This window comes from Plantibacter flavus, from assembly GCF_051487245.1.
Classification (GTDB): Bacteria; Actinomycetota; Actinomycetes; order Actinomycetales; family Microbacteriaceae; genus Plantibacter; species Plantibacter flavus_B.
This window is the reverse complement of sequence record NZ_JAHVDH010000006.1, coordinates 200,968-214,686: the sequence shown is the minus strand read 5'-3', so window position 1 is coordinate 214,686 and position 13,719 is coordinate 200,968. Positions and strand designations below refer to the sequence as shown.

The 13,719-nt window shown below is 70.5% G+C and carries 10 protein-coding genes; 4 read left to right on the top strand and 6 right to left on the bottom strand.

What is annotated here, in order from left to right; genetic code table 11:
* Nucleotides 1–8: 8 nt before the first annotated feature.
* Nucleotides 9–2,210, bottom strand: coding sequence for a beta-glucosidase (locus KXS11_RS16435; protein ID WP_437386706.1), 2,202 nt, complete (start codon nt 2,208–2,210; stop codon nt 9–11).
* Between the two features lie 67 nt (nt 2,211–2,277).
* Here KXS11_RS16435 and KXS11_RS16430 point away from each other — a divergent pair, with 67 nt between their 5' ends.
* Together KXS11_RS16430 and KXS11_RS16425 are read left to right on the top strand one after the other, a co-directional pair.
* Complete coding sequence (locus tag KXS11_RS16430; protein WP_437386705.1) at nt 2,278–2,949, top strand: ABC transporter ATP-binding protein; 672 nt, start codon at nt 2,278–2,280, stop codon at nt 2,947–2,949.
* Entirely contained in the window at nt 2,946–4,724 is a 1,779-nt protein-coding gene (locus tag KXS11_RS16425) for a hypothetical protein (protein ID WP_437386704.1), read from the top strand. Before KXS11_RS16430 ends, KXS11_RS16425 begins: the two co-directional genes overlap by 4 nt.
* Nucleotides 4,725–4,821: 97 nt before the next feature.
* Here the strand turns inward: KXS11_RS16425 and KXS11_RS16420 are convergent, their stop codons facing one another.
* The 5 genes from KXS11_RS16420 to KXS11_RS16400 all read right to left on the bottom strand — a co-directional run bounded on the left by KXS11_RS16420 (nt 4,822) and on the right by KXS11_RS16400 (nt 9,877).
* Nucleotides 4,822–5,823, bottom strand: coding sequence for an ABC transporter substrate-binding protein (locus KXS11_RS16420; RefSeq protein ID WP_437386703.1), 1,002 nt, complete (start codon nt 5,821–5,823; stop codon nt 4,822–4,824).
* A 124-nt stretch (nt 5,824–5,947) separates the two neighbouring features.
* Nucleotides 5,948–6,751 (bottom strand): ABC transporter ATP-binding protein, encoded by an 804-nt coding sequence (locus KXS11_RS16415; protein ID WP_437386702.1) that lies wholly within the window; start codon nt 6,749–6,751, stop codon nt 5,948–5,950.
* A 1-nt stretch (nt 6,752) separates the two neighbouring features.
* Nucleotides 6,753–7,856 carry a FecCD family ABC transporter permease gene (locus KXS11_RS16410; protein WP_437386701.1) on the bottom strand — a complete coding sequence of 368 codons (1,104 nt, stop codon included), beginning with the start codon at nt 7,854–7,856 and terminating at the stop codon, nt 6,753–6,755.
* A complete protein-coding gene (locus tag KXS11_RS16405) occupies nt 7,853–8,923 on the bottom strand; it encodes an iron chelate uptake ABC transporter family permease subunit (protein ID WP_437386700.1) in 1,071 nt (356 codons plus the stop codon). Before KXS11_RS16405 ends, KXS11_RS16410 begins: the two co-directional genes overlap by 4 nt.
* 3 nt (nt 8,924–8,926) lie before the next feature.
* Entirely contained in the window at nt 8,927–9,877 is a 951-nt protein-coding gene (locus KXS11_RS16400) for a siderophore-interacting protein (RefSeq protein WP_437386699.1), read from the bottom strand.
* A 181-nt stretch (nt 9,878–10,058) separates the two neighbouring features.
* On the opposite strand from KXS11_RS16400, the gene KXS11_RS16395 reads away from it, so the two are divergent.
* Together KXS11_RS16395 and KXS11_RS16390 are read left to right on the top strand one after the other, a co-directional pair.
* On the top strand, nt 10,059–12,206 hold the full coding sequence (locus KXS11_RS16395; protein WP_437386698.1) for an ATP-dependent Clp protease ATP-binding subunit: 2,148 nt from the start codon (nt 10,059–10,061) through the stop codon (nt 12,204–12,206).
* A 317-nt stretch (nt 12,207–12,523) separates the two neighbouring features.
* A complete protein-coding gene (locus KXS11_RS16390) occupies nt 12,524–13,507 on the top strand; it encodes a PrsW family glutamic-type intramembrane protease (RefSeq protein WP_437386697.1) in 984 nt (327 codons plus the stop codon).
* Nucleotides 13,508–13,719 lie beyond the last annotated feature (212 nt).

The window sequence follows — 13,719 nt, the reverse complement described above, 5'->3', positions numbered from 1 at the left end:
GGGGGCGGTCAGTCGGACAGTTCGTCCGATGCGGGCTCGGCCGGTGTCGTGGCGCTCGCACGCCGTAGCGGCTGGGCCGTTGACCACTCCGACGGGCTGTGCTGCGCCGCGATGACGACCCAGTCGCCGGCGCGCGCGGACCACTGCCGCGTGTGCGGGTCCCGCTGCAGCGTCGGCCCCGCGTCGAGGTCGATGCGCACCGTGACCTCCTCGCCCGGTGCCAGCGTCACCTTGCGGAAGCCGAGCAGCTGGGCGATCGGACGATGCAGAGCGGCATCAGCAGCGTAGATCTGGACGACGGTCGAGCCAGGGCGCTCGCCGGTGTTGGTCACCGAGACGTCCGCGGTGCCGCCGTCGTCGTCGAAGCGGTGCGCCAGGAGGTGATGCTCGAACGTGGTGTACCCGAGGCCGAAGCCGAAGGGGAACGCCGGTGTGTGCCCGTCCTCGTCGAGCAGGCGCTGGCCCCAGCGGGCGTCGTAGAAGACGGACTTCGCGGCGGAGTCGAAGGGCGGCAGGTGGGCGGCGTCCGTCGGGATGACGAACGGCAGTCGCCCGCCGGGCTCGGCGGCCCCCGTCAGCACATCGGCGAGCGCGTGGCCCCCCTCCATCCCGCCGTACCAGGCGAGCACGATGGCGGGGACGCGGTCGCGCCAGCGCTCCATCAGGATCGCGCTGCCTCCGATGAGCACGACGACCGTCCGCGGGTTGGCTGCGGCCACCGCCTGGATGAGGCGCTCGTCTGAGGGGCGGAGCGTCAGGGAGGCGCGATCACCGCCGCGGACGAGCCGGGACGCCAGCCGTGCGACGCCCGTCACGAGCCGTCGCGCGAATCCGGAGTCGAATGCGGCGCCGAGCACACCCATGTCGACGCCGCCGGTCAGCACCGACTCGCCCTCGTCGCGCTCGTTCAGACCGACGACCACGATGGCGGTCTCCGCCTCGGCCGCGACGGCTGCCGCTGCGTGCTCACTGTGGCCGAGGTCCGTGGTGATCCGGACGCCGGGGAGCGCCTCTCGGAGCCCCTGCAACGGTGAGACGGTGGTCGGTGGGCGCACCCGTGACGAGCCGTGGTCGCCGAGGTTCGCGTCCCGCGCCAACCGACCGATGACGGCGACGTGGCGGAGGTCCGGCGCCAGTGGGAGCAGCGGTGCACCGTCGACGGGTGCATTTGCGAGCAGCACCATCGACTGGGTTGCGGTGCGTCGGGCGAGTGCGCGGTGCTCGAGGGAGGCGATGGCCCCCGTACTCGGCGGCGCGGCGGCGCGGAGGGCGGCGTGCTGCAGTGTCGTCCGCAGGATGCGCCGGGCCGAACGCAGGACCGTCTGTCTCCGCAGGGTGCCGTCCCTGAGGGCACCCGGCAATGCGCGTGCCCTGCGGAGCCGGAGCGGCATCTCGATGTCGAGCCCTGCCTCGAGGCTCTGGACGGCATCGTGCGTTCCGAACACCCAGTCGCTCGTCACGAAGCCGGTGAACCCCCACTCCTCCCGCAACACGTCGGTGAGGAGCGGGCGGTTGACGTCGACGTACTCGCCGCGCACCCGGTTGTAGGCGCTCATCACCGAATCGGCACCGGCGTCGATCACCGCCTTGAAGTGCGGCAGGTACACCTCGTGCAGCGCGTGGTCGTCGACCGAGACGTCGACCTCGAACCGCTCGTTCTCCATCGAGTTCAGTGCGTAGTGCTTCACGCAGGCCATCGTGTGGATGCGGACGCCGCGGGTCAGCGCCGAGCCCATCACCCCGGTGAGCACCGGATCCTCGCCGTAGCACTCCTGCGCGCGACCCCAGGCGGGGTGCCGGAGGAGGTTCACGCAGACCGACGCGGAGTAGTTCGCGCCGCGCGCCCTCGTCTCCGCGCCGATCGCTCGGCCGACCTCCTCCTCCAGCGACGGGTCCCAGCTCGCAGCTCGCGCCATCGTCACCGGGAAGGCGGTGGAGCGGCCGATCACGACGCCGCGCGCACCGTCACTGAAGCGGATGCCCGGGATACCGAGCCGTGGCACCGCCCCTGCCACGAACGCCCGTCGCCCGAGGAGGAAGGGGATGAGGGGGAGCTGCCATCGCGGGGCGTCGCCGTCGAGCAGCGACAGCAGTTCAGCGTCGGTGAGCTGGCTGACGAGTCGGTCCGCTGCGGCGTCGGGGCCGAGCCCACCGCTCCGGACTGCCCGCACGGCTTCGTCGTAGGCGCTCGTCCCCGTGCTCATCACCATGCTCAGCATTCTGCACCCTGCACCCGCCCGGCCGTGCAGTTCTCCTGCGGCCTGACAGGATGGACGGATGGGGGAACACGACGACGGACCAGTGAACGGTGCGGTGCAGCCGCTGATCGAGGCGGACGGCATCGGGGCGGTGATCGACGGCGAAGTGCTGCTGGCGCCGACCGACGTGCGGGTCGACCCTGGCCTGGCGCTCGCCGTACGCGGTCGCAACGGCTCGGGGAAGACGACACTGCTCCGGATCCTGAGCGGTCGCCTCAAGCCGTCGAGCGGGACGGCGACCATCGCCGGCCGCACCATCGACGACCGGGATCGAGCGGTCCGCCGTTCGGTGTCCGCGCTCATCGGCACACCCGCGTACGCACCCGACCTCACCCTCCGTGAGCATCTCCGGTACATCTCGACGACATGGGGCGTGACCGGGGGCGCCGCCGATGCCGCTGCAGACGAACTGCTGGCCGCGTTCCGGATCGACGCGCTCGCCCGGCGCTTCGTCCACGAGCTGTCCTCCGGCCAGTCGCAGCTGTTCGCGCTCGCCACCGCGTTGGTCCGCCCGTTCGACGTCCTCATCCTCGACGAACCCGAGCAGCGCCTCGACGCCGAGCGGCGTGGGCTCGTCGCCGATCGGGTCCTCCTCGCCAAGGAACGTGGTGCGGCCGTCGTCTTCGCCAGCCACAACGGCGAACTGATCGAGCGGATCGCGGACGAGGCGATCACCGTCGAGGCCCCGTGACGCCGCCGAACGGCAGGAGGCCCGGTGCCGTCGGCGACGGTCGGGACGAGCGCTCAACACGTCGGGCCGACCGCCACGTGTTCCGTGCGAGCCGTGCCGTGCTCGCGGCACGCGACGGTCGACCGCGCATCGCTGACATCGCGTACATCGCCTACGCGGGCCTCCTCGTCACCCTCATCGTCGGAGCCCCGCTCGTGCGGTTCGCGGTCCTCGGACTCATCGAGCCGGATGCTGCGAGCGTCGTCGCCTCGACCCGGGCGGGTGTCGCCTCCGTCGTTGCGGCACTGCTGGTGCTGCTCGTCGCGCTCGGCGGTCGGGTGCGCGGACCGGTCGTCCCCCGTCCGGCGGCCGTCCAGTTCCTCGCCGATTCGCCGCTGCCTCGTCGCCTGACGCTGCGACGGCCGTTCATCGGATCGCTGCTGGCACTCGTCGGGCTCAGTGTGCTCGGTGCGGGCGTCCTCGGACTGTCACGGCTGCTGATCCCGGGGGAGCGGAGCGTCGTCTCCGCCGGGGCGAGCACGACGTCAGCGCTGATCATCGGGATCGCCGGGCCGACGGAGCCAGGGGCCGTCGTCGCCTTCCTCGTCGGCACGGTGGGCTTCGCCCTCATGCTCGGCGTCGTGTGGCTGCTCGGCCAACGAGGGTCTCGCCGGGTCGTGGCGTCGATCGCGGTCATCGCCGCGGGGACGGGGCTCCTCGGCATGGTCGTGCCGATTGCGCTGCTGGTCACGCCGTGGGGGTGGTCTGGCCTGCTCTGGACGATGCTCGTCGGTGGCCCGGAGGCGTTCGTCATCTCGCAGGCGCTCTCCGGGAGCGGGTCGTTCTCGCTCTTCGCGGTGGGTTCCGGCTGGTTCGCGACGGCTGGACCAGCACCCACCCTGTGGTGGCCGGCGGTCGCCGCACTCCTGGTCGGAATCGCCGCGCTGCTCCTCGTCCCGCGGTCGCTCGACGGCCTGCGCAGTGCTGCGCTGCTCGACCAGGCGCGTCGCTGGCAGCGGGTCGGGATGCTCCTGCAGTCGGGCGATGCGGCCGGCGCGATCGGTGGGCTCCGAACCAGGCCGACCCGGGGACGACGCATCCAGCTGTCGTTGGACGGCCCGTTCTGGCTCGTCGTCCTGCGGCGGACGCTCGTCGGCGCCCGACGGACGGCGGGACGCGTGCTCCTCGGTTCGATCGTGCTCCTCGCCTGCGGCCTGGGGGTCGGGCTGTCGCTGGGACTCCCCGACGGCGTGCGGTGGATGCTCGCCGTCCCGACGGCCTTCCTCGCGTACCTCGCGGTGGGCGTCTGGTGCGACGCGGTGCGACACGGCGTCGACAGCGCAGGGACGCCGACGCTCTACGGTCGCAGCCCGCTCGCCCTCGTGCTCGCCGGGGCGGTCGCGCCGCTCGGTGCGGCGGTCGTGTTCGGTGGGGCCGGTGCCCTCGTCGGTGCGCTCGCGTCCGCCGCGCCGGGCGGCATGGGCCTGCTCGTGCCGGTGTGGTGGTGGCTGCTGCTCGCGGTGTGGATCGTCGTCCTGCGCGTGTTCGACGCGGCCAAGGGGCCGTTGCCCATCGGTCTGCTCATGCCCGTCCCGACGCCGTTCGGTGACGCGTCGTCGGCGAACGTGCTGCTCTGGCAGTCGGACGCGGTGCTGCTCGCCCTGCTCGTGGGCGGTGGGTTGACGGCGCTGCTCCCCGTGGCGACGGGTGCCGCTGTCGTCGTGTTGCTCGTCATGCTGCTGATCGTGGGGTCGATCGGGTTCGCGCGGTTGCAGAAGCTGTCCCGTCCCGCCTGAGCCACAGGAGAAACGCACGGGAGCCGGACGGAATGCGTGATTCCGTCCGGCTCCCGTGCGTTTCTCCTGCCGTGGTGCAGCGCGCTGGCGCGAGGTCCTACTCGGCGACCTTCGCCGCTGCGTCCGCGAGCTTCGGGACGAGCTGCTCGAGCACGACCGGGATGCTCAGCACCGAGGCGGCGCTGTAGGCCTGCGTGAGCTCGTCCGCGGGGTCGAGGACGATCGCGCGACCCGACTGCACCACGGCGAGGCTCGCGAGGAGCGGGTCGGCGGTCGTCTCGGCGGCGGTGAAGCCGATGGGGAGGATCACGGCGACGTCGGCGTCGAACGCCGCGACCTGCTCGGCCGAGACCGACGCGTAGAAACCAGCGGGTTCGAGGTCGAGGACGGCCGGGTTCTGCTGGAAGCCCAGGTCGGCGAGGATGTCGAAGCGGCCGTCACCCTCGAGGTAGGCCCCGTACGCGTCGCCGAACTTCGTCGCGGCGACCGTCGTGAGACCGGCGAACTCCTGGTGCAGTTCAGCTGCCTCGTTGATCGACTGCTTCGTGGCTGAGACGAGTGCGTCACCCTCCTCGGTCTTGCCGAGGGACGCGGCGACCTGCTCGAGCTGCACGTCCCAGGGGGTGGCGAATGCCGCGGTGCCCGTGGGGGCGTACACCGTCGGGGCGATCTCGGAGAGCCGTTCGAACTGCTTCTCGTCGCCGGCCGAGCGGGTGTTGAGGATGAGGTCGGGCTCGAGGGCCTGGATCTGCTCGTAGTTGACCGTGTCGCCGCTGTCCTCGATGATCTCCGGGGTGACGTCGCCGAAGAGGTCCGTGGCCCAGGGGCCGACGCCCTTGTTGTCGGCGCCGAAGCCCTGCCAGTCGTAGACGGCGGCGGGCACGACACCGAGGGCGAGGGCCATCTCCGCGTCGGACCAGCCGAGCGCGACGACGGTCAGGTCGCCGGTGGGCTCCGGCACGCTGACCTCGCCGAACATCGTGTCGACCGTGCCGAGGACGGCGGCCGAGGAGTCGTCGCTCGGGGCGCTCGAGGTGCAGCCGGCGAGGGCGAGTCCGGCGACCGCGAGAGCGGCGACGGCGGTCAGGGTGCGGGGCATGCTGCGCATGTTCTGCTTTCGATCGGAGTGCGGGGGATGAGGTAAGCCTAAGCTTCCTAGGTCACAACCGCATAACGTCCTGGGGTGGCGCCAGCGCATCGCGCTGGCGATCACCGTAGACAAGTCAGTGGGCTCCCATGAGCGGGATGACGAGGGGCGTGTGCGACTCGGGGTCGTCGATGATCCGGCAGCGCAGCCCGAAGACCTCCTCCACCAACTCGGCCGTCACGATGTCGGCCGGCGCCCCCTGGGCCACGACGTGACCGTCGCGCATCGCGATGAGGTGCGTCGCGTAGCGCGCCGCCTGGTTCAGATCATGGAGTACCGCGACGAGTGTCCGTCCGCCCTCCCGGTTGAGTCGCGTGAAGAGGTCGAGCAGTTCCACCTGGTGCGTGATGTCGAGGAACGTGGTCGGCTCGTCGAGCAGCAGCAGCGGCGTCTCTTGAGCGAGCGCCATCGCCACCCACACCCGCTGACGCTGACCGCCGGACAGTTCGTCGACGAGCCGCCCCGACAGCTCGGTCACGTTCGTCGCCTCCATCGCGGCGAGCACTGCGGCCTCGTCTGCCTCCGACCAGCGCTTCAGGATCGACTGGTGCGGATAGCGGCCGCGCGACACGAGGTCGATGACGGAGATGCCGTCCGGCGCGATCGACGTCTGCGGCAGCAGGCCGATGCGCTTCGCGACCTCCTTCGACGGGTAGCTCGTGATCTCGTTGCCGTCGAGCACGACCTGACCCTGCGTCGGCTTCAGGAGTCGCGCGAGTGTCCGCAGCAGCGTCGACTTGCCACATGCGTTCGGCCCGACGATCACCGTGAACGAGTCGTCGGGGATGGCGATGTCGAGCTCGTGGATGATGGTCCGCTGGTCGTATCCGACGCGGAGGTTCGATCCGGCGAGTCTCGAGGTGGGGGTTACGGTCTGCATGTCAACGCTTTCCCGCCTGCACGATGAGCAGGACGATCAGATAGATGCCGCCGAGCGTCACGGTCACCGCCCCGACGGGCAGGGCCGCCGGTGCGATGATCCGTTGGGCGACGACGTCACTCACGAGGAGCAACGCCGCACCCATGGCGGCTGAGGGGACGAGGGGGATGCCGGCGGACCTCGTGAGTCGGCGGGCCAGCTGCGGCGCCGCGAGGGCGACGAAGATGATGGGCCCGGCGACCGCGGTCACCGTCGCCGTGAGGGCGACGCCGATGACGAGGAGCATCAGCCGAGTGCGTTCGACGGGGATGCCGAGCGACTTCGCGATGTCGTCACCGAGTTCGAGCGTGCCGAGTCGGCGGGAGAGGAGCGCGAGCAGCGGGACGAGGACGGCGACCGCGACGGCGACCGGAACGACCTCGCTCCAGCCGAGGTCGGCGAGCGAACCCATCCCCCAGCTCGCGGCGACGATGGCGGCGTTGAGGTCGGCCCGCAGTTGCAGGTAGTCGTTGAACGCGTTCAGCACCGCGCTCATGGCGATGCCGATGACGATGAGACGGAATCCCTGCACGCCGCGCGACCAGGCGAGCACGTACACGAGGAGTGCCGTCGCGAGTCCTCCGAGCAGCGCCCCGGTGACGGTCGCCGCGTAGTTCCCGCCGATCACGAGCGTCACGATGAGCGCACCGGTGAACGCGCCGGAGTTGAAGCCGATGATGTCGGGGCTGCCGAGCGGGTTCCGGGTGATCGACTGGAAGACGGCCCCGGAGAGCCCGAGGGCGATCCCGCCCACGATCGCGACCACGACGCGGGGGAGCCGCCAGTCGAGGACGATTCGCAGCACGCTCTCCGAGCCGTCACCGGCGAAGGCCGCGAGCAGTCGGTCGAGCGGGATGCGGTACTCGCCCTGGGTGAGGGCGAAGGCGCCGACGGCGACGACCACGGCGATGAGGATGCCGACGACGAGGACCTCGCGCCGGTGCATCACCCAGCTGATCGGCCCGATGCGGACCGTTCCCCGGCCGCGTTGCCTGCCGACGACCGGCGCGCCCGGCTCCAGGGTGACGGCGTCCGTCCGCCGACCGCCGGGATGCGGCCCGTTCACAGTCCCTGCGCTTTCGACCGGCGGATGAGGACGATGAGCACGGGCGCACCGACGAAGGCCGTGACGATGCCCACGGGCATCTCGCCCGGGACGGCGAGGCGGCCGACGAGGTCGGAGAGCAGGAAGATGATCGGTGCGAACACCATCGTGAACGGCAGGACCCAGCGTTGGTCCGGGCCGACGATCGCGCGTGCCAGGTAGGGCGACATGAGACCGAGGAACGCGATCGGTCCGGCGGCGGCCGTGGCGGAACCGCAGAGTAGGGTGATGGCGATGACCGAGAGGATGCGGGTGCGGAGGACACGCGTGCCGAGCGAGGTCGCGAGGTCGTCGCCGAGCGCGACCGCGTTGAGTGACCGCGAGACGATGAGTGCCAGGACGACGCCGACGACGAGGAAGGGCAGCACACCGAGGAAGACGTCGATCTGCCGGTTCTGCAGTGAACCGGCCTGCCAGAAGCGGATCTTGTCGAAGATGTCCGGGTTGCGGATCGTGATGGCGAACGTGACTCCCTGCAACGCCGCCGACAGCGCGACGCCAGCGAGCACGAGCCGGACGGGGGTCGCGCCGGCACGGCCCCTCGAGCCGATGACGTACACGACGACCGAGGCGACACCGGCGCCGAGGAACGACCACCACACGTACGAGCTGAGGTCTGCGGTACCCGCGAGGGCCACGGCGACGACGACCGCGAAGTAGGCGCCTGCGTTCACGCCGAGGATGCCGGGGTCGGCGAGCGGGTTGCGTGTGACGGCCTGCATCATCGCTCCCGCCAGGCCGAGTGCCGCACCGACACCGACCGCGAGCAGCATGCGGGGCACACGGAAGCCGGTGACGAGGACGGCGTCGGTGTCGGTCCCTCCGTGGGTGAGCGCACGCCACACCTCGGACGGACTGATCGTTCCCGAACCGATGAAGAGACTGGCGACCGCGAGCGCCGCGAGGACGGCGATGGCGACGACGAGCAGCAGCGACCTCGACGCGGTCGTCCGGGCGATGCCGGTCGACGCTTGTCGGGCGCGTGCGGCCGCGGTGGGGAGCCGCAGGCTGTCGAGGTCGGCGCTCACCGACTATCCGTTGTCCTCGGACTTGCCGTACCGCCAGTAGCCCATGAAGGCGACCGACTTCCGGTCGACCCCGCAGCCGGAGACGAGGTGGCGACGGAGGGTCTTGATGGCGGAGGCCTCGCCGGCGAGCCAGGCGTAGAGCGGGGCGGAGGCGAGCACGGGGCCACCGTGCTCGTCGACCGGCACCTCCCACAGCAGCTCGCGGTCGATGTCGACGTCCTCCAGTGTCGGAAGGGTCGCGATCGCGGCGGTGTCGACGGTGGGTGCGAGACGGCTCGCGATGCGCTCGACCTCGGGGATGAGCAGGGTGCCGACCGGCTGGTCGCCGCGGGGGAGGACGACGAGTTCGACGCCGTCGGGCTTCGTCGAGAGCACAGCGATGTCGTCGGGGTGCGGGATCTCGACGACCGCGATCCCACGGGACGTGTCGGGCAAGCTCTCCAGGATGCCGGCGATGGCGGGCAGTGCCGTCTCATCGCCGGCGAGGAGCACCTGGTCGACGCTCTCGGGGGCGTGCCAGTCGACGCCGCCCGCGGTGACGGCAGCGCGCGCGTTGGGCACGTTGACGATGAGTTCGTCGCCGATCCGGGCGTCGAGGGCCCAGGTCGACGCCGGTCCGACGCGGCCGTGCAGGGCGATGTCGATGTCGAACTCGGCGACGTCCTGACGCACCTCGCGGATCGTGTACGTGCGCATGGCGTGCCGCTCGGGCGTCGGCAACAGGCGCCAGGCCTGGTACCAGTCGTCGTGCATCGGGAGTCCGTCGAAGCCGGTCTCGGGCAGCGGGAACAGGAGCTTGATCCGCTGGTCGTGACGGTTGTCCGCGATGTGCTGCACCTCGGGCCCCGTGAAGGTGAAACGCCGGTAGCTCGGGCTCACCTGCTCGATCCGCGTGACGACGGCTGCGACGAGGATGAAGATCGAGTCGGGGGATTGTTGGCTGAGTCGGGACATCGGTAGGTAAGCCTACCCTTCGAAGCTCGGCGGGGCCATTGGTCGGCGAGGATCGAGGCTCCTCCACAGGCTGGCGTCGGCTTCGGACCTGCGCGAGCCCGGTATGGACCTTGTCGGGGCAGGACTTCGGTGGTAAACTTGAGCCAAGTCAACTCAACTTTTGAACAGGAGATCAGTCCAGATGCCAGCAGGCCAGCAGCCTCAGCAGGAAGACCAGCGCAGCGCGCTCGAGCAGTACGGCGTCAACCTGACCGAGATCGCGGCTTCCGGCAAGCTCGATCCGGTCATCGGTCGTGACGCCGAGATCCGTCGGGTGAGCCAGGTGCTCACTCGGCGCACGAAGAACAACCCGGTGCTCATCGGCGAACCGGGCGTCGGCAAGACCGCCGTCGTCGAGGGGCTCGCCCAACGCATCGTCGCGGGCGACGTCGCCGAGAGCCTCAAGGGCAAGCAGCTCGTGTCCCTCGACCTCTCGGCGCTCGTCGCCGGCGCCATGTACCGCGGCCAGTTCGAGGAACGCCTGAAGGCCGTCCTCAAGGAGATCGACGAGTCCGACGGCCAGATCATCACCTTCATCGACGAGCTGCACGTGCTCATGGGAGCCGGTGGCGGTGAGGGTTCCGTGGCAGCGGCCAACATGCTGAAGCCGATGCTCGCCCGCGGTGAACTCCGGCTCATCGGTGCCACGACGCTCGACGAGTACCGCGAGTTCATCGAGAAGGACGCCGCCATGGAGCGGCGCTTCCAGCAGGTGTTCGTCGGCGAGCCGAGCGTCGAGGACACCATCGCGATCCTCCGCGGACTCAAGGAACGCTACGAGGCGCACCACAAGGTGTCGATCGCCGACAACGCCCTCGTCGCAGCAGCCTCGCTGTCCAACCGCTACATCACCGCCCGCCAGCTGCCGGACAAGGCGATCGACCTCATCGACGAGGCGGCGAGCCGTCTCCGCATGGAGATCGACTCAGCACCCGTCGAGATCGACGAGCTCCGTCGCAGCGTCGATCGACTGAAGCTCGAGGAGCTCGCCCTCAAGAAGGAGAAGGACGACGCCTCGAAGGAACGCCTCGCGAAGCTGCGCGACGACCTCGCCGCGCGCCAGGCCTCGCTCGGCGTGCTGCAGGAGCGGTGGGAGCGCGAACGAGCCAGCCTCAACCGCGTCGGCGACCTCAAGAAGCAGATCGACGCGGCCCGCAGCAAGGCCGAGCGCGCGCAGCGCGAGGGCAAGCTCGAGCAGGCCTCGAAGCTCCTGTACGCCGACATCCCGCAACTGGAGCGTGAGCTCGCCCTCGCCGAGTCGGCTGAACAGGAGGCGGACGGCGAACCGCGCATGGTGAACGACCAGGTCACCTCCGAGGACATCGCCGCGGTCATCGCCGCCTGGACGGGCATCCCCGTCGGGCGCCTGCTCCAGGGCGAGACCGAGAAGCTGCTGCACCTCGAACAGGAACTCTCGCGCCGCCTCATCGGGCAGCACCGAGCGGTCGCTGCCGTCTCCGACGCCGTTCGGCGCACCAGGGCCGGGATCTCCGATCCCGACCGGCCCACAGGGTCGTTCATGTTCCTCGGGCCCACCGGTGTGGGTAAGACCGAGCTCGCGAAGGCACTCGCCGAGTTCCTCTTCGACGACGAGAAGGCCATGGTCCGCATCGACATGTCCGAGTACGGCGAGAAGCACTCGGTGTCGCGGCTCGTCGGCGCCCCACCCGGGTACGTCGGCTACGAGCAGGGCGGTCAACTCACCGAGGCCGTGCGGCGCCGACCGTACTCGGTGGTGCTGCTCGACGAGGTCGAGAAGGCGCACCCCGAAGTGTTCGACGTCCTGCTGCAGGTCCTCGACGACGGGCGTCTGACCGACGGTCAGGGCCGTACGGTCGACTTCCGCAACGTGATCCTCGTCCTCACCTCCAACCTCGGTTCGCAGTACCTCGTCGACCCGTCGCTCAGCATCGAGCAGAAGGAGGAGGCGGTCCAGCAGCTGGTGCGGCAGGCGTTCAAGCCGGAGTTCATCAACCGGCTCGACGACATCGTCGTCTTCCAGGCGCTCAGCGAAGAGGAACTCGGGCAGATCGTCGAACTGTACATCGACCGCCTGCAGCGACGACTCGGTGAGCGACGACTGCACCTCGCGGTCACACCCGATGCGAGGGCGTGGCTCGCCGAGCGCGGCTACGACCCGCTGTACGGCGCGCGTCCGCTCCGTCGGCTCATGCAGCGCGAGATCGACGATCGACTGGCCCGCGCCATCCTCGACGGCACGATCCACGACGGCGACACCGTGCGCGTCGGCCTCGCTGCAGACGGCGACAGCCTCACGGTGGGCATCTGACCCGTCGGCGGCGCCGGAAGGCCCGGGAGCGGTTCTCGCTCCCGGGCCTTCCGCCGTCCCACGGACGACGCTCTTCCGAGCCCGAGCCCGAGCCCGAGCCCGAGCCCGTCCCCGGTGCCGAGCCCGTCCCCGGTGCCGTCCCGTCCCCGGTGCCCGCGTGCGTCGCCGGTCCCTGAGCGTGTCGAAGGGCTTCGCCCCGCATCCTCACTCCGCCGTCCACCCGACACGCGAACCGTCGCGACATCTGGTCTCCGCGTGTCTCCTGCCGCTAGCGTGATGCTCGCGCCGACAGCCGGCGCCGCGGTCGAGAGGATCCGATGTCGCACGCAGCCCCCACGCCGCCGTCCGCGGTCGCAGACGCGACGGTGCCGCTCTGGCGTCGACCGCGTGCGACGCGTGCCTTCCTCCTCACCGGACTCGGGCTCTGGCTGTTCCTGCTCTTCGTGCCCCACGTGCTGCTCGGCAACGACGCGATCGTGCCCGCTTGGATCCTGCTGGGTGCCGGCCTCGCCGCGGGCACACTGCTCTTCGTCATGGCGCGTCGCCTGCAGCCGGGTGACGGTGTGACCGTGTCGGTGCTGCTCTGGGCAGCGCTCGTCGGCGGGTTCGTCGCCATCGCCCTCGGCAGCAGCCTCGATTCGCTCGTCGGCGTCGCAGCGACCGAGGCCCGGCAGAACCCGCACGACGTGGGGCTGTTCGCCGCGGGGCTCGCGGAGGAACTCGCGAAGATCGTCGCGGTCGTCGTGGTGGCCTGGCGTCTCCCGGTGAAGACCGCCCGCGGTGGACTGTTCGTCGGCGGTGCAGTCGGTGTGGGCTTCGCGGTGCTCGAGAACCTCTGGTATATCGGGCAGTCCTGGGCGGCGGGGGCAGAGGCGTCGGAAAAGCTCCCCGCGGGTGCGTCACTGATCGAGGTCATCCTCGTGCACCCGGCGTTCGAGGCGGCACGGACGGCGTTCGCCCGGACCGTCTTCGACCCGGTCGGTCACCCGCTCTGGACGGCGTTGTTCGCTGCCGCGGTGTTCGCCGCCGCGAGGAACGGCCGGTTCCGTCTGAGCCTCGGCGTCGTGGGAGCGTACCTCGGGGTCGCGCTCATGCACGGTCTCTGGGACGGCAACACGGTGATCTGGGCTCTGCTGTTCCCCGAGACGCCGGCGATGGTGGGTCTCGCTGTGCCGGTCATGGTGCTGCTCGCGGTCGCCTCCGCATTCCTCTGGAGGTCGGTGGTGCGTCGGATCAACGCGGCGGCCGGTGTGACCACCCTGCGCGTCCCGCGTCGAGAGCAGCCCCGCCCGACGTCCTGACCGGCACCCGTTCCTCCTCGCGCTCGTCGCTGGCGTGTGTGTGGTGCCCCAGCGTTCGGTCCAGCGCACCGCGCTGGCAGGATGGACGCATGACGGAGAACGTGCGCGTCCTGATCGCGAGCTGGCTCGAGCCGGAGCATGTGGCGACGATCGCCGCGGAGCCGGGCGTCGACGTGCTGTATGCGCCTGATCTCCTGCCGCACCCCGCCTAC

What these genes read in the sequence shown, in the direction of transcription:
- KXS11_RS16435 (WP_437386706.1), bottom strand. Translation starts at nt 2,210, where the DNA reads ATGGTGATGAGCACGGGGACGAGCGCCTACGACGAAGCCGTGCGGGCA.
- KXS11_RS16430 (WP_437386705.1), top strand. Translation starts at nt 2,278, where the DNA reads ATGGGGGAACACGACGACGGACCAGTGAACGGTGCGGTGCAGCCGCTG.
- KXS11_RS16420 (WP_437386703.1), bottom strand. Translation starts at nt 5,823, where the DNA reads ATGCCCCGCACCCTGACCGCCGTCGCCGCTCTCGCGGTCGCCGGACTC.
- KXS11_RS16415 (WP_437386702.1), bottom strand. Translation starts at nt 6,751, where the DNA reads ATGCAGACCGTAACCCCCACCTCGAGACTCGCCGGATCGAACCTCCGC.
- KXS11_RS16400 (WP_437386699.1), bottom strand. Translation starts at nt 9,877, where the DNA reads ATGTCCCGACTCAGCCAACAATCCCCCGACTCGATCTTCATCCTCGTC.
- KXS11_RS16395 (WP_437386698.1), top strand. Translation starts at nt 10,059, where the DNA reads ATGCCAGCAGGCCAGCAGCCTCAGCAGGAAGACCAGCGCAGCGCGCTC.
- KXS11_RS16390 (WP_437386697.1), top strand. Translation starts at nt 12,524, where the DNA reads ATGTCGCACGCAGCCCCCACGCCGCCGTCCGCGGTCGCAGACGCGACG.